Origin of the sequence: Geobacillus sp. ZGt-1, assembly GCF_001026865.1 — a bacterium.
GTDB lineage: Bacteria > Bacillota > Bacilli > Bacillales > Anoxybacillaceae > Geobacillus > Geobacillus thermoleovorans.
Genome location: NZ_LDPD01000008.1, coordinates 101,480 through 116,844, shown reverse-complemented (window position 1 = coordinate 116,844; position 15,365 = coordinate 101,480). Strand labels below are relative to the sequence as shown.

At 52.0% G+C, this 15,365-nt stretch carries 18 protein-coding genes and 1 pseudogene; 4 read left to right on the top strand and 15 right to left on the bottom strand.

Annotated elements, in window-relative coordinates; all coding sequences use genetic code 11:
* The coding region (locus VU18_RS02795) for an MBL fold metallo-hydrolase (RefSeq protein ID WP_047757604.1) at positions 1 to 599 on the bottom strand (599 nt) is incomplete at its 3' end.
* Between the two features lie 151 nt (positions 600 to 750).
* Between VU18_RS02795 and yhfH the strand changes: the two genes are divergently transcribed.
* Complete coding sequence (gene yhfH, locus VU18_RS17165) at positions 751 to 888, top strand: protein YhfH (protein ID WP_011230169.1); 138 nt, start codon at positions 751 to 753, stop codon at positions 886 to 888.
* A gap of 292 nt (positions 889 to 1,180) precedes the next feature.
* Here the strand turns inward: yhfH and VU18_RS02790 are convergent, their stop codons facing one another.
* From VU18_RS02790 to VU18_RS02755, 9 genes and pseudogenes are all read right to left on the bottom strand, one after another.
* Complete coding sequence (locus tag VU18_RS02790; RefSeq protein ID WP_231847806.1) at positions 1,181 to 1,516, bottom strand: YhgE/Pip family protein; 336 nt, start codon at positions 1,514 to 1,516, stop codon at positions 1,181 to 1,183.
* A gap of 155 nt (positions 1,517 to 1,671) precedes the next feature.
* Complete coding sequence (locus VU18_RS02785; protein WP_047757603.1) at positions 1,672 to 2,244, bottom strand: TetR/AcrR family transcriptional regulator; 573 nt, start codon at positions 2,242 to 2,244, stop codon at positions 1,672 to 1,674.
* Between the two features lie 318 nt (positions 2,245 to 2,562).
* Positions 2,563 to 4,002 (bottom strand): protoporphyrinogen oxidase, encoded by a 1,440-nt coding sequence (gene hemY, locus VU18_RS02780; RefSeq protein WP_011230166.1) that lies wholly within the window; start codon positions 4,000 to 4,002, stop codon positions 2,563 to 2,565.
* Complete coding sequence (gene hemH / locus VU18_RS02775; RefSeq protein WP_011230165.1) at positions 3,995 to 4,945, bottom strand: ferrochelatase; 951 nt, start codon at positions 4,943 to 4,945, stop codon at positions 3,995 to 3,997. The genes hemY and hemH overlap by 8 nt, the downstream gene beginning before the upstream one ends.
* 16 nt (positions 4,946 to 4,961) lie before the next feature.
* Positions 4,962 to 5,999 carry a uroporphyrinogen decarboxylase gene (hemE, locus tag VU18_RS02770; protein ID WP_025038854.1) on the bottom strand — a complete coding sequence of 346 codons (1,038 nt, stop codon included), beginning with the start codon at positions 5,997 to 5,999 and terminating at the stop codon, positions 4,962 to 4,964.
* A gap of 204 nt (positions 6,000 to 6,203) precedes the next feature.
* Positions 6,204 to 6,619, bottom strand: a pseudogene (locus tag VU18_RS18970) (hypothetical protein); the annotation flags it as partial.
* Position 6,620: 1 nt separating this feature from the next.
* A partial coding sequence (locus VU18_RS02765) for a hypothetical protein (RefSeq protein ID WP_236687259.1) occupies positions 6,621 to 7,604 on the bottom strand: 984 nt, incomplete at its 3' end.
* A 149-nt stretch (positions 7,605 to 7,753) separates the two neighbouring features.
* On the bottom strand, positions 7,754 to 8,968 hold the full coding sequence (locus tag VU18_RS02760; RefSeq protein ID WP_047757601.1) for an ABC transporter permease: 1,215 nt from the start codon (positions 8,966 to 8,968) through the stop codon (positions 7,754 to 7,756).
* Positions 8,965 to 9,702, bottom strand: coding sequence for an ABC transporter ATP-binding protein (locus VU18_RS02755; protein WP_011230161.1), 738 nt, complete (start codon positions 9,700 to 9,702; stop codon positions 8,965 to 8,967). Before VU18_RS02755 ends, VU18_RS02760 begins: the two co-directional genes overlap by 4 nt.
* 465 nt (positions 9,703 to 10,167) lie before the next feature.
* Here VU18_RS02755 and VU18_RS02750 point away from each other — a divergent pair, with 465 nt between their 5' ends.
* Entirely contained in the window at positions 10,168 to 10,590 is a 423-nt protein-coding gene (locus VU18_RS02750) for an HIT family protein (RefSeq protein ID WP_014194996.1), read from the top strand.
* 77 nt (positions 10,591 to 10,667) lie between these two features.
* Here VU18_RS02750 and VU18_RS02745 read toward each other — a convergent pair whose 3' ends face one another.
* A complete protein-coding gene (locus VU18_RS02745; protein WP_011230159.1) occupies positions 10,668 to 11,513 on the bottom strand; it encodes a peptidylprolyl isomerase in 846 nt (281 codons plus the stop codon).
* A 245-nt stretch (positions 11,514 to 11,758) separates the two neighbouring features.
* Between VU18_RS02745 and VU18_RS17160 the strand changes: the two genes are divergently transcribed.
* A complete protein-coding gene (locus VU18_RS17160) occupies positions 11,759 to 11,848 on the top strand; it encodes a YjcZ family sporulation protein (RefSeq protein ID WP_021322511.1) in 90 nt (29 codons plus the stop codon).
* Between the two features lie 141 nt (positions 11,849 to 11,989).
* Here the strand turns inward: VU18_RS17160 and VU18_RS02740 are convergent, their stop codons facing one another.
* Complete coding sequence (locus VU18_RS02740) at positions 11,990 to 12,169, bottom strand: hypothetical protein (RefSeq protein ID WP_011230158.1); 180 nt, start codon at positions 12,167 to 12,169, stop codon at positions 11,990 to 11,992.
* 190 nt (positions 12,170 to 12,359) lie between these two features.
* Here VU18_RS02740 and VU18_RS02735 point away from each other — a divergent pair, with 190 nt between their 5' ends.
* The gene (locus VU18_RS02735) at positions 12,360 to 12,701 is read left to right on the top strand and encodes a YhaI family protein (protein ID WP_011230157.1); all 342 of its coding nucleotides are present in this window, start codon (positions 12,360 to 12,362) and stop codon (positions 12,699 to 12,701) included.
* On the opposite strand, the gene VU18_RS02730 is transcribed toward VU18_RS02735, so the two are convergent.
* From VU18_RS02730 to serC, 3 genes are all read right to left on the bottom strand, one after another.
* Positions 12,694 to 13,299, bottom strand: coding sequence for an HTH-type transcriptional regulator Hpr (locus VU18_RS02730; RefSeq protein WP_171011198.1), 606 nt, complete (start codon positions 13,297 to 13,299; stop codon positions 12,694 to 12,696). The genes VU18_RS02735 and VU18_RS02730 overlap by 8 nt on opposite strands.
* A 437-nt stretch (positions 13,300 to 13,736) precedes the next feature.
* Positions 13,737 to 14,261 carry a tryptophan transporter gene (locus VU18_RS02720; protein WP_011230154.1) on the bottom strand — a complete coding sequence of 175 codons (525 nt, stop codon included), beginning with the start codon at positions 14,259 to 14,261 and terminating at the stop codon, positions 13,737 to 13,739.
* A gap of 95 nt (positions 14,262 to 14,356) precedes the next feature.
* The coding region (gene serC / locus VU18_RS02715; RefSeq protein WP_047757600.1) for a 3-phosphoserine/phosphohydroxythreonine transaminase at positions 14,357 to 15,365 on the bottom strand (1,009 nt) is incomplete at its 5' end.

Below are 15,365 nucleotides of genomic sequence, written 5' to 3'. Positions count from 1 at the left end.
TCCGCGATGGCCGCCGCCTCCTCGCTCGTCATATGCCCAGCCGGCGCCGCGTTTTGCCCAGCGTAAAAGTTGCACTCGCAAATGAGCAAGTCGGCTCCTTTGGCAAACGGAAGAAACTCCGGTATATAGCTTGAATCGGCCGTATAAACAACCGTCTTGCCGCCGGCAGTAATGCGCATCGCGTAGCATGGCACCGGATGGACTGTTTTCATAAATGTGATCGAAAACGGCCCGACAGCCAGCGTCCCATTCGGGTCATAGGCAATTCCTTCCGTAATGCCGCTGTGCGTCAAGCGGGAAAACGCCGCCTCGTCTTCCACATGGCCGTAAATCGGCAAGACGGGAAGGTCAGCTCCCAAATTTTTATGAATGAGACGCGCGTATTGGAGCGGGCCGATGTCGGCGATATGGTCGTAATGATAATGGGAGATGATGACCGCATCTAAGTTTTCCACAGCCGTATAGTTTTGCAGCTTGGCAAGCGCCCCGCTGCCGCAATCAACGAGCAGGCAAAATCCATCATGCTCGAACAAATACGCCGATGTCGCTTCATTGGCGGCAGGGAATCCTCCCCAATAGCCGATGACCGTCACTTTCATTTTCGGTTCTCTCCTTCCATTCGTTTTGTCTTCATCATACACAACCGCGCCTATTTTTTCATCTTTGTTGATTTTTGTTTTAAAACACCTATTGACATTTTGTTGTGTGTTATAATACAATAAAATTACCAAGACAACGGAGGGGATCGGAATGTTGATGAAAGTGTTGGAATTTTTCAGAAACTTACCGCCAAAAAAATGTCTGCACTGCGGCAAAGAGATTGACGAGCAGCATGAATGCTACGGCAACACGTGCTCTGATTGCCTTGGCGCCGCTTACCGCCAATAGGTGAGCGGACGCTGCCCTTGCGTCACGTTCGCCGGCTGCCCCGCCGGCGTTTGGCTGTTCCCCAATGCAGCCTGCCTTTTCTCTTGACTGCCTCCAGCTAAGAGGCATTTTTTTTTGCCAATCTCAGGGGCGCCATCACACACAACGTTCTAATGGCGGCCCATCCGCAAAAAGCAATCCCTCGTCCTAGAAAATGGTTTTAATTCCATCTGTTGTTTGATTCCGATATTGGCCAATGCAAAAAGGCGTCCCAATCTTTTTAGGACGCCTTCGAGACGGCATGGTTCAATCATCACGTTTGAGCCGCTGTTTCCGTCCATACCGCATAACGGCGGCGATACCGAAGGAGAAAATACACGAGCGTCGCCAAGGCAAAGACCGCGGCTGTCGCAAGCAATATCGCAGCTTCCTTCCACATGACCAAGAAATCGCCGCTTGAAATGACTGCTCGCAACCCACGGATCGCATGGGTCATCGGCAGCCACGGATGAAGCGACTGCAACGCACCCGGAACGAGCTCAATCGGATACGTGCCGGCGCTTCCAACTAGCTGGGCAATCAATAGCAAAATGGCAAGAAACCGGCCTGGGTTGTCAAACACGGTGACAAGGAATTGAACAATCATCATAAACGTTATGCTGATGATCCAAGTGAACAAATGCCAAGCAAATTCGGGCGGAGCACGATGGCCCGCATCTCTTTTCGCAGCATATGGCGCTCCCTCCTTTGTACAGATGACCAAATTGTCCGTATGGTCAATTTCCAACAAAAAAAGAGGATCATCTATCTCGACAATCCTTGCAAAAAATAGAGCGTAAACAATTCAGCAATTTGTTCTTTTGTCAACGGTTCATGATCTTTTTCCCAATCGACGATCAAGGCGATGTACGTCTTGAGCATCAAAAATGCCGTAATTTCCGAATTGCACGGACGAATCTCCCCTTTTTCCACCGCCGCATCAATTTTTTGCCGAATGAACTCGACCATTGCCCGGTCCAGTTTGGCAAGCACTTCTTGCACCGCCGCCGTACCGATATTGCGCACTTCTTGAAGCAGCTTCGCCGTCAGCTGATGGCGCTGGCGAAATTCCAAAATGCGGTACAAGGCGCGGTGGACGTTTTCGGAAAACGGCAGTGACGAGTCCATCGCCAGCTCCGCTTCCGCCTTGATTTCTATAATCAATCCGGAGACGATTTCATCAAGCAGTTCCTCTTTGCTTTTAAAAAACGTATAGATCGTCCCCTTGCCGACGTTGGCGAGCTTGGCGATCTGCTCCATCGTCGTCGCCTTGTAGCCAAAGGCAGCAAACGATTGGGCCGCCGCTTCGATGATTTGCCGTTTGCGGTCGCTTGCCATACTCCTCATCCTTCAAATTGACTAAATGAACAATTTGGTCAACCAGTATCCATTATACTATCAAACAACATGGATGTAAAGGGCCGTCGCATTGGGGACGGAATTTCTTCCTGCTCCCTCATCCTTTCCAAGCAAATGGGTAGAAGCGCCGTTGAAGCTTCTCCCACGTTCTTTTCACATCCCTTTTGCAGCGGAAACCACTTCCACGAGCCAAAAGAGACAAACAGCCATCCGCTTCTTTTCGCTTCAACCGGCTGGCGGCCGCACCGACGTCCAAATGTGAGCGGCGAACGGACCAGGGCGTTGGAAAACCGTCGATTAACGGACGCTGCTGTACAGATCGGACGTCTGTTGAACTGGCGCTTGCTGCAAATACAGAAGCACGTCACGCACCGCTTTTTCGCCTTGGTCAATGCAATCCGGCAATCCGAGCCCTTCGTATGAGCTGCCGGCCAAAAACACCCCCGGCAGCGCATCGCCCATCTGCCGTTTAATGTGCGCCAGCCGCTCGCGGTGCCCGACCGTGTATTGCGGCATGGCCCGCTTCCAGCGCGAGATGACGGCGAACTCCGGTTGGCCGGCAATATTCATCACTTTATTTAAATCATCCAATACAACGCGGACGATCTCATCATCAGGTTGGTCGACGATCTCCTCATCGCCCGGGCGCCCGACGTAGCAGCGCAAGAGCGCCTTGCCAGGCGGCGCGGTGTGCGGCCATTTTTTATGCGTCCATGTGCACGCTGTCATCGTGTAATCGCTGCGGCGCGAAACGACAAACCCGGTGCCGTCAATGTCTTGGCGGATCGCCTCCTCCGGAAATGCGAGCGCCACCGTCGCCACCGACGTCAGCGGCACTGAACGGAACGGGGCGAAAAACGGATAGTCAGCGAACATGTCGGGCACAACATGATGCGGCGTTGTCACGATGATGCCGTCTGCCCCCCACACCTCTCCTGTGCTCAGTTGCAGCCGATACGCCGAATCGGTGCGAACGATCCGCTCGACACGCACCCCTTTGATAACGCTGCCCGGCTCAAGCCGTTTTTCCACTTCATCAACGAGCGACTGCAAGCCCGTTTTTAACGTCTGGAACGCCCCTTTCCGCTCTTTTTGCTCTTTCGGCGTCGTTCGTCTCGCTCCACGGACAAGGCTTCCGTATTTTTGCTCAAGCTGAAAAAACTGTGGAAACGTCGCCATTAGGCTCATCTCATCAATGTCGCCGGCGTAAATGCCGGAAAGCAGCGGTTCAATGAGATTGTCCACCACCTCATCGCCGAGGCGGCGGCGGAAGAAGCGGCCAAGCGGCATATCACCATCGACTTTCACCGGCGGCAACACAAAGTCAAGCGCCGCCCGCAGCTTGCCGGCCGGGGAAAACAGTCCGGTCGTTAAAAACGGGGCGATGCGCGTCGGAATGCCCATCACCGCTCCGCCCGGAATTGGATAGAGTTTGCCGTTGACCAAAATGTACGATGTTCCGGTCGCGTTATGAACGATCTCATGTTCAAGGCCGACTTCCTTCACAAGGCGAAACGCGCTCGTTTTCCGCGCCAAAAACGAGTCTGGACCGCGTTCAATGACAAAACCGTCGCGGACGACCGTCTGCACTTTTCCGCCGAGCCGGTGCGTCGCCTCGACAAGTTTGCATGCAAGTGGGAGGCGTTGCTCTCGAATCGCTTTTTGCAAGTAGTAAGCAGCCGTCAAGCCGGTAATGCCGCCGCCAATGATGACGACCGTCCGTTGCCCTTCATTCATGTCGATCGCCTTCTTCCGCCCACCGCTTTAACACAACCGACGCCAATGCATCAATAAACAATGGATTCGTGTTGGGCATCTCCGGTCGGTAATAGCGGGCGCCGATCTCTTCCGTCACCTGTTTGCACTCAATGTCGTTGTCATACAACACTTCCAAATGGTCGGCGACAAAACCGACCGGCGCGTAAACGAACGACGTATAGCCGCGCTCTTCGTAAAGCTGGCGCGTCAAGTCTTGCACGTCCGGCCCAAGCCATGGTTCCGGCGTCTGACCGGCGCTTTGCCAGCCGACGGCATAGTGGGCGACGCCGGCTTGATCAGCAATTCGTTTCGCTGTATCTTCGAGCTGCGTTGGATACGGGTCACCGGCTTGAATAATTTTTTCCGGCAAACTATGTGCGGATACGATCAGCACAGCTCGCTCCCGCTCACGTTCCGGCATGGCGGCAAAAATCGCCCGCACTTGTTCTGCCCAATATTGCAAAAACTTCGGCTCGTCATACCATTGATCAATCGTGTAAATGGTCGGTCCGCCGAGCTTTTTTGCTGCCGCTTTCGCCCGCTCATTGTACGAGCGAATGCTGAATGTGGAATAATGAGGGGCTAGGACGATCCCAACCGCTTCTTTGATGCCGTCATCATGCATGCGCTCGACGGCATCCTCAATGAACGGCTCAATATGTTTGAGCCCTAAATACATGCGAAACTCGACTTCATCTTGCACTTCGTTCAGCCGCTCCTCGAGCCGTTTCGCCTGCTCTTCCGTAATTTTCGCAAGCGGCGACAACCCGCCGATCGCCCGGTAGCGCGCTTTTAAATCCTCGATTTGTTCTTGCGGCGGCTTGCGCCCATGGCGAATGTGCGTATAATACCGTTCAATATCATCTTCCCGGTACGGCGTTCCGTACGCCATCACGAGCAGCCCCGCTGTTTTTTTCACCATTGTGCCACCCCCTCGTTTAGTTCGTTGACGTATATTCGTGGATAAAAGCGGTCAGACGCTTCAGTGTCGCCGGCTGAACATCCGGAAAAATGCCGTGGCCTAAGTTGAAGATGTAGCCCGGCCGTTCCATCCCTTCGTCCAAAATGCGCTTCACCCGTTCTTCGATCACGTCCCACGGCGCAAGAAGCACCGCCGGATCCAAGTTGCCTTGAATCGCTTTCGCAATGCCTTGGCGGCGCGCTTCGCGAATCGACAGCCGCCAGTCAAGGCCGATGACATCAAGCGGCAAATCGTTCCACTCATGCACTAAGTGGCTGGCGCCGACGCCAAACATAATGAGCGGAGCCCCTTCTTCCCGCAAAGCGGCAAAAATGCGCGCCATCGCCGGCTTGATAAACGTCCGGTAATCGTCAGCACTAACGGCGCCAACCCAAGAATCAAAAATTTGCACAGCGCTTGCCCCTGCCCGAATTTGCGCCCGCACATAACGGATCGTCATCTCAGCGAGCTTGTCCATTAAGGCGAACCACGCTTTCGGTTCAGCATACATGAACGCTTTCGTCTTATGATAATTTTTTGACGGACCGCCTTCAATCATGTAGCTCGCCAACGTAAACGGCGCCCCGGCAAACCCGATGAGCGGCACATCCAACTGTTCGTTGACAAGGAGCCGAATCGTTTCAAACACATACGGCACATCATGTTCTGGATCAATCTCCCCAAGCCGCTCGACGTCTTGAAGCGAGCGAATCGGATTTGCGATCACCGGCCCGATGCCGCCCTGAATCTCGACGTTCACGCCAATGGCCGGCAGCGGTGTCATAATGTCTTTATATAAAATGGCGGCATCGACGCCATATTGCTCAACGGGAAGTCTGGTGACGTACGCGCAAAGCTCCGGTTGATGCGTAATTTCAAACAGCGAATATTTTTCTTTCAGCGCCCGATACTCCGGCTGCGACCGTCCGGCTTGCCGCATATACCAAACCGGCACGTACGATGTTTGTTCGCCGCGGCAGGCGCGCAAAAATGTATCATTGATCTGTCTAGCCATCTCCATCCGCCTTTCTTTCCTCACAATCCCGTCAATGGTTTCGCCTTTTCTTGCCTTCAAACATTGCCTATCTCCTTTTCACTATACAGCTTTCCGTACCCAATGTATAGAGAAGAAGGCGAACTGTCAAAAAATCGACCGATTTTTAAGTCCATGCCCATTATAGCAAAAAAGCTGCCCCGGCCGCACGGGACAGCTTTCTGTTCAGATGAGAAACATGGCGACAACGGTCGTAACCACCAAGCCGACAGCAACAGGAATGAGGTTGCGGCGCGCCAGCTCAAACGGGTCAACCCCGCAGATCGCTGCGGCTGGAATGAGCGCCCACGGAACGAGCGTGCCGCCGCCGACCCAAATGGCGGCGATTTGGCCGAGCGCCGTCAACGTTGCCGTTCCGCCGCCGATCGCTACAGAAAACAAATGAGCGATCGAACCGGCGAGCGAGATGCCGGAAAACCCGGAGCCGTCAAGACCAGTAATCGCCCCGACGATCGTGAGCGTAACCGCCCCCACCTCATTGTTCAGCGGCACCGCATGAGCCAAGGCAACCCCTAAATCGTTGACGATGCCTTGCGATGCCTGTGGCAAATAGTCGCCGATGATTTTCACAAACCCCGCATNGCCAAGATAGAAAAACGCGGCGATCGGAATAACAGGGCCGAACACTTTAAACCCGAACTGAAACCCTTCAATAAAGTAATTTGTCACTTCCGCAAAACTTTCTTGCCGATGGGCGAGAACGGAGATGAGAATCAAAATGAAAATCGCTGTCCCACCAACCAAGGCGGTCGCTTCCCCGCCTTGCAACCGCAAATAAAACATCGCGATGACATCAAGGGCGAACAAAATCGGAATCAACAGCGCAAGCCATTTTTTCGTTTGTCCCGTCAGTAAATGACTTGTTTTCTCCAGCGTCGAATCGACCGTTGCAGCCATTTCCTCCTCCCCGCTTGCCAGTCGCCCTCGCTTCATGTCACGGCGCAGCAAGTAAAACGCCGTGACCGTTGTGACGGCCCCCATTACAAAAACAAGCGGCACACTGGCAGCGATGACATCGCCGACCGGCAGCCCGGCGGCATCGGCCGTTAATTTCGGCGCCCCTTGGATGATAAAATCGCCGGAAAGCGCGATGCCATGCCCGAACAAGTTCATCGCCATCGCCACTCCCAACGCCGGCAAGCCCACTCGGACCGCTGCCGGCAACAGAACTGCCCCCATGAGAGCAACAGCCGGAGACGGCCAGAAAAACCAAGAAATGATCATCATCAAAATTCCGATCGTCCAATACGCCCAAGCCGGCGTACGGATGAAACGGACAAACGGCGAAACCATGACATCATTGATGCCGGTGGCCGACAACACTTTGCTCATCGCCACAATAATAGAGATGACTAAAATCGTCGGCAATAGCTCCGTAATCGCGTAAATAAAGCTGTTAAACACTCCGCTGACCGCCGCGCTCAACGAATGGGTAGCGACCGCCGCCAATAAAAAGATGCCGGCAATGCAAATGAGCGATGTATCTTTGCGGGCGACCATAAACCCAATAATGAGCACGATGAACAGCAAGTAAATCCAGTGCAGCGCTACAAGCTCTACACCCATGAATCATTCCCCTTTCTTCCCAACTTCCAGCCCGACCCGCTGGACATGCGCCCAGGCCGGTGTACTACAGCATATGAAGCGGGAAAAAAGGTGTGAAAGCTTCGGCCATCCATTGAAAATGAAAAACGCCGGCGCCAGCACAAACAGCACTAGCGTCCGGCTTTCTGCCCACGTTGCAGGCGCACGTACCGCCCTGCCATCCAAAGCCCCCATATGTTTCCGCCAAGCCAAGTGGCGAGCCAAAGAAGGCGCGGGGAAACAGCCAACAGTACGAGATGGAATACCGTATTTTGCCCAATCAGCAGAATGGAAAGCAACCGAACCGCCGCAGCATCCGGTTGCGCCTGCGGCAACGGGTACAGCCGCGGCCATAGCGAATAGCGATGATGGGAAGGCAGCGCGGCCAATTGAACAGCGGTCGCGTAAAGAAACAAAAATGCGATGGCCGCCCGCCCGTATTGGTGATCGATCACAGCCAACATGAAGCCTCCAATCGCAGTGAGACGGACATACAGACCAGCATACCCGCCGGCGCGCAAAAACGTGCGGGCATACAAATGAAAAAACACATGCCGCTTGTCGTACGGAATCAAAGCGAGCAGCGAATCAAGCCAGCGCCGCCGCTTTGCCGCCTCCCGCCATTCCGGAACGTCGGTAAACAAGTTGGCCAGCCGGTAAAACGCCGTGGCCGCTCGCTGTTCTTCCGCGATGATCCGTTCCCATTTCCATGTTTTTCCTCTCGTCAACCGTGACAAACAGATGGACAGAACGGCCATCAAACCGACCAAAACGACAAAAAATGGCCATGGGGCCGCAACCAGCACCAAATAAACGAACACCGCCGCTAGGATGAAACGCGTAAATGCGCCAAAGCGATGAAAAGACGGATCGGCGATGTAGCTTCCTTGCCAACTGGCCCATAAGCTCCATCCTTTGAAGCAGAAAAGACCGAACAAAAAAAGCGGCCATGACACCGGGGAAAAGCGAGCATGCAGTGGACCCACCAACAGCAAAAGCAAAGAAAGGCCGTACGCCTGCCATAACCATGAGACGAAAAACGCCCGCTGAATATACGGACCGAGCCGTTCTTCCGCCGGCAATAAAAACACCGTATCCGCCTCGCGGAACAAGGTGCGCACCGATCCAGCGGCCGCCGCCCAGCCGAACACGACCGCCGCAATAGCCGGATACGGAAACGAGTCAGGAAGCGCCGCCGCCCAGCGCTCGTACATCACCGCTATGCCGCCAAGCACAATGATCAAACCGACGAGCAAATGGTCGTTGAACATATAGCGCAAGTAGCGGATCCGTTTTCGCCATTCCAATTGGAAACGCTGCTTCCAAAGACGGCGGGCGTCAATCATGGCGCATCGTCCTTTGTCAATTCGACGTACAGTTCATCAAGCGACGCCCCCCGCAGCCCGAACTGGCGGCGAATGTCATCGAGCGTCCCTTTGGCCTTGACGCGGCCGTTGTGCAAAATAACGAATGAGTCGCAATACCGCTCTGCCGTCGCTAAAATGTGCGTCGACAGCAAAATGCCCGCCCCCTTCGCTTTCTGTTCATTCATTCGCTCAAGCAGGGCGTGAATGGCAAGCGGATCGAGGCCGAGAAACGGCTCATCGATGATATAAAGCGGCGGTTCAAGCAAAAAGGCGCATACAATCATGACTTTTTGCTTCATTCCTTTCGAAAAATGAGCCGGAAACGAGGAAAGCCGCCGCTCCAATCGAAACTCGCGAAGCAGCGGCGGAAGGCGGCGTTCATACTCTGCTTCGCTCAACCCGTACGCCATCGCTGCTAGACGCAAATGTTCCTCAAGCGTCAATTCTTCATACAACACCGGCGTTTCCGGGATATAAGCAAACTGCCTTCGATACGTTTCCGGCCCGTCCGCAAGCCGATAGCCGTTAATGGAAATCGCGCCGCGGCGCGGTTCCATCAAGCCGATAATATGTTTGATCGTCGTGCTTTTGCCGGCTCCATTTAGGCCGATCAAGGCGACCATTTCGCCGCGGTCGACCACAAACGTCACGTCTTCAAGCACGTTTTGCGCCGTGTAGCCTCCGGATAGATCCTTCACTTCTAAAAGCGTCATCGTCCGCTCCCTTTCCGTTCTGGCCTTTGTCCCCATTGTACCAAACTATAGCCTCGCTTACCAAAAAAGATCACACCGTTCTTTTGCATAAACTCACTCAAGCCGGGCATGATAAATAGCGAAGAGGGGATGAGGAATCAAAAAGTTGATGAACGATCCATCCGAAATGGGGTGTTCGTCAAAGACACCGTTGTGAGCCGCAAAACGTTGTAAACGTTCCTAGGAAGCGACCATCGCATTCGTTGCTGGGAAGCAACGAGCCTGTCCAAAGGGGATGGTCACGTTGAACAAAGGAAGCGCTCACGCCGAACCAATTTTTGCTGCAAATGGGGTGTTCATCAAACGCACATTTGCTTGAATCATCCTCTCCCCTTTTCACCAACCGGGATGTAACCTGCGTTGCGGGATTACATCCCGGTTTTTTTATGGTAAAATGAAGAAAATAGGAAGGAAAGGGTGACCACAGTGAGCGATTGCATTTTTTGCAAAATCATTAACGGCGAATTGCCCGCGGCGAAAGTGTACGAAGACGACCATGTGCTCGCGTTTTTGGACATCAGCCAAGTGACAAAAGGGCATACGCTTGTCATCCCGAAAGTACATACGGAAAACATTTTCACCCTCACGTCGGAGGCGGCCGGCCAACTGTTTCGCGCAGTGCCGACGATTGCCAATGCACTCAGGCGAGCATTTTCCCCGGTCGGGCTCAACTTATTGAACAACAATGGCGAGCAAGCGGGGCAGACGGTGTTCCATTACCATCTTCACCTCATTCCACGCTACGGCAAAGGGGATGGGTTTGGCGCGGTCTGGAAGTCGCATGCAAGCGACTATACGCCCGCTGACCTGCAGGCGATCGCGGCCGCCATTCGCGAGCAGCTCGGCTGATCTCCCGTTGTTGAACAGCAGAAAGGTCAAGCCCACAAATAAAAAAACGGAAGCAGGGATGTTCTGCTTCCGTTTTTTTACTGTTTTCCTTGCTGCTCGATCACATCTTGCAAATCTTTGTCTTTGATCTCAACACCGGCATCTTTCACCAATTTGTCCACTTTTGACTGCATCGTCGCAGGATCAAGCTTGTTCCGTTTGACTTCAAACGCAATTTCGTCTTTCATTTCGTTGAACGACTTTTTCTTTTCTTTGTCCGTCACTTTAATGATATGGTAGCCGTAATCCGTTTTCACCGGATCGCTCACTTCGCCGACTTTCAGCTTATAGGCGGCTTCTTCAAACTCCTTGACCATTTTCCCTGGGCCAAACCAGCCTAAATCGCCGCCGTTGGACGCCGAGCCTGGATCTTGGGAGTATTCTTTGGCCAACTTGGAGAAATCCTCGCCTTTATCAAGCTTCGCCTTTACTTCTTTTGCTGTTTTTTCATCTTTGACCAAAATATGGCTGGCGCGAATTTTCGGCTTGTAGTTGTCATAATACTCCTTCAGCTCTTTCTCCGTCACTTTTATGTCTTCAACGGCCGCTTTCGTCCGCAGCAAATCGAGCTTGACCATTTCGCGGATCACTTTTTCTCCGTTCTGCTGCACGGCCAAATCATATTGCGTTCCATACGCTTCCTTGATTCGTTCGATTTCGCGGTCGATCTCTTCATCGGTTACCTTGTATTTTTTGCTCAACACTTTTTCGTCAATCAAATCACGAAGGACGGATTTGCCGACGCGCTCTTTCATCTCATTATAAAATTCGTCTTTCGTAATATTGCCGTTTTTCGTTTCCACAATCGCTTCCGAACCGTCGTTGCTGCAGGCCGACAAAGCCATGAGCGAAACGACGGCAGCGGCCATCATCCATTTTTTCATTCGCTTCACAACTCCTACATCTTTTTTCGATTGAATGTTCCCACGCTTTCAAGCGGCGCAGATCGAATGGCGCCCAAGAAACAACATGCTCGCCTCTTCAGCCACGACAATAACTATACCATATTTCCAATGAAAAAAAAACCTCTTTCCGCTTTAGTCATCCGCCCATAACATGCACGCTTGCCATACATATGATGAGGATGAAGCGCTCGACAGGCTTCTTCTTGCCGAAAGGGGGTGTTACGATGAGCGCACCTTATTCCGGAGGCTTTGCGTTGATTGTTGTGCTGTTTATTTTGCTAATCATTGTCGGCTGCGCCTGCGTCATCTACTAAACGAAAGAGGGTGCTCCCGCAAAAGGAGCACCCTTTTTTGCCGCCTTCCTTGAAACGAAGGGAGAGGCAACGACAATGGAACTCACTCCATCAAAAGAAAAACATAACAATCCCCGCATCAACCGTCAGAGCAGGGAAAAGTCATGTAAACAACACTTCAAAGTAAGAAGAGATTAATAAAATCGTAATAAGGACATTAATCGTGCGAAAAACCGCCGGCTGCTGCTCCTCCGGGATGTCACGCTGCGCGCAAAGCGAGTGTGTGAGCTGGTTGATAAAAAATAAGACCGTAACCGCCAGGAGGATGAAATAAAGCACCAAAACTGTTCCCCTCCTCTTTGATCTTCACCAAACGCCGCCCATGGCTTTAACTTTACATCGTTCATGGCTGGAAATCAATCATTTTTCTTTTTCCGGACACAAACCGATTTTTCTATTGGTGAATGCGCACAAATTCGGTAAAATATACGTAAAAACGGTCACATTTTCGTCACCAAAAGGAGCACGATATATGGAATCGTTGGAAAAGCGAGTGGCCAAGCTGGAATTTCACCAGTCTCTGCTGATGGAAATGATCGACGAAACGAAAAAACCATTTTATTCCCTCATCATCCGCGCGGATTTGACCAAAGAAGAAGTCGACGCCTTCTTGGCGTTTTGCCAAGAGCTTGCCGACCAATACGAACAGCAAAAAGCGGAAGGGTTGACGATTTTCACTCCCCTGCTCGTGCAGTTTGCTGGGATGCTTCATCCGAACCTTCCGCTGGAACAGACAGTTGACGCTCTTTTGGCCCAACAAATGTTTGTCCCGCTGATGACCGAGCTGAAAACGCTCATTCGCACCATCAGTTAGCCTGGCTGGCCAATTCTTTCTCGTGCTCTTCCGTTTTCGGCTTTCGCTTGACAAGTTTGCCGTCCTGCTCGATAAAATCTTCTTTAATGTTTTCAAACGACCGCTCAAAAATTTCCATGAAATCATCGCCATAAATGTTGCGGACGATGCACATCATTTCTAAAATTTCTGGAAACTTTCCGTACAACTCGCGCAACGGCAACGCCCCATTGAAAACGGCATTTTTCGTCGGGTCATACGTCTCCATCAGCTTCATCAACACTTCTTCTCCTTTTTCCGTCAACTCAATGTACGTATTGCGCTTGTCATCCTGTTTTTTGGAAAACGAAAGCAATCCTTTTTCTTCTAATTTCTTTGAGAAGTTGAACGCCGTCGACACATGCATCACACCGAACTTGGCGATTTCCGAAATCGAGGCTCCTTTGAAGTGGTAGGCGATCCATAAAATGTGATGTTCGTTAATGTTCAAGTCAAACGGCTTGATCCACCGCTGCCAATCTTTTTCAATCGATTTCCATAGCGCTTTGCTCAGCTGGGCAATTCGTTGGCTGAATAACATCGCCTCTTTGATGGAATAATGCTGTTCTGTCGCTTTCATCGTTCCACCCACTCTTCCCTCACCGTATTTTTTACTTTCCATTATATCAATAAAACAAAAAGGAATAAAGACAAAAGTATTTATTTTTATGATTTTTTTTGCATATTCATAGTAGTAAGCATAAGGCGCTTGGCGCATACAGGAGGAGAATGCCATGGTGTATATACAATGGCTGCTTATCGCTGTCGGATTCTTATTTTTCTGTCTTTTTATAAACGCATTTTTCGCCTTATGGAAAGCGCGGGCGTACCCGCCGAAAGCATTGCTGAAAGAACGGACTTTGCGCTATATTGGAATAGCGTTCATTTGCTTGCTCACCGCTTGGCTTCTCAGCTATGTCTAATACGCGTTAAAAACAAATGGAGCATAAGTATTTTTTTCCTACTCTCTCTTTGATAGCAAAAAACCCGACCAGCAATGATCGGGTTTTTCGCCGTCTACACGTGCGCTGTAACGTTCATCCGTCGGAAAATCGACGATGCGATCGGATAGATGATGGCCATCGCCACTGCGTTCAACGCCGCTGTCGGCAGCACGATGGTGACAAACAGCGCCGAAAACGTCGCTCCGCCCGGCAACCCGACAAGCAAGAGCGCCGCAGCCAAAAACACCCCGCCGGAAATGACCGTGCCGACTGCCGCCAGCACTGAAGCCCCAATGACCGTTTGGCTGTATGCTTTCATCAAAGTCGCTAGGGCAAACACGACAAAGGCGGTGATGATCTTATCGATCATATTCGGCAGCTGTCCGCCCGGGAACGTCGTCGTCATGGCTGAGATCAAGCCAGTGACGACGCCGACAAGGCCGACCGCTTTGACGTTTGGAAAAAGCAAAATCGCCAAAAACATCATCGCCAGCATCATATCCGGCTTCATTCCGAAAAACAACCCCGGAATGACCGCGTGCAACACGGCTCCGATTCCGACTAACAGCGCCATCGATACTAATGCTCTCACATTCATGCTCATCTCTCCTCATCTCTCCTCGTCTATATCTTTTGCTCGAGAATTTTTCTATCATTATATCACTTTGCAGTGTAAAAGTGAAGAAGAAATTTTCAGGCAAAACGGCGGCGGAACTCGTTCATAAACGACGCGAGCGCTTCGCACGCCTCAAGCGGCACCGCGTTGTAAATCGACGCCCGGCAGCCGCCAACCGATCGGTGCCCGCCGAGCCCGACAAACCCGCGTTCTTTCGCCTCGGCGAGGAACGTTTTCGTCAGCTCCTCATTTGGAAGCGTAAAGGTGACGTTCATGAGCGAACGGCTCCCCTTTTCGGCGTGCGGTTTGTAAAAGCCGCCGCTTTCATCAATCGCCTCATACAGCACGGCCGCCTTTTGCTGGTTGCGCTCTTCCATCGCCGCCACACCGCCTTGCTCTTCGACCCATTCGAGCACGAGCGACAGCATGTAAATCGCAAACGTCGGCGGCGTGTTGTACAGCGAATTGCTCTTCTGGTGCGTCCGGTAATCAAGCATCGTCGGCAGCCCGTCCGGAATGCGCTCAAGCAAATCGTTGCGGAGAATGACAACCGTGACTCCTGACGGGCCGAGATTTTTCTGCGCCCCGGCGTAAATGAGGGCAAATTGACTGACATCGAACGGACGGCTTAAAATATCGCTCGACATATCCGCGACCAAGTCAACCGGCGTGTTTGGAAATTCCTTCCATTGAGTGCCGAAGATCGTGTTGTTTGACGTAATATGGACATAGGCGGCGTTTTTCGGCCATTGGACGTCATCAAGCGGCGGAATGTATGTGTAGTTCGCTTCTTTGCTCGAAGCGACGACCGTTGTCAAACCGATTTTTTGCGCTTCTTTCAGCGCTTTCTCCGACCATGCCCCGGTCAGCACATAACAGCCGATTTTCCCTTCCGTGAGGAGGTTCATCGGCACCATTGAAAACTGCAGGCTCGCCCCGCCTTGCAAAAATAAAATGTCATATCCGTCCGGCACATTTAGAAGCCGCTTGAGCCGCTCTTTCGCCGCATGATGGACAGCCTCGTATTCCTTGCTTCGGTGGCTTAATTCCATAACCGACATGCCGGTGTTTTGAAAATTAAGCAGC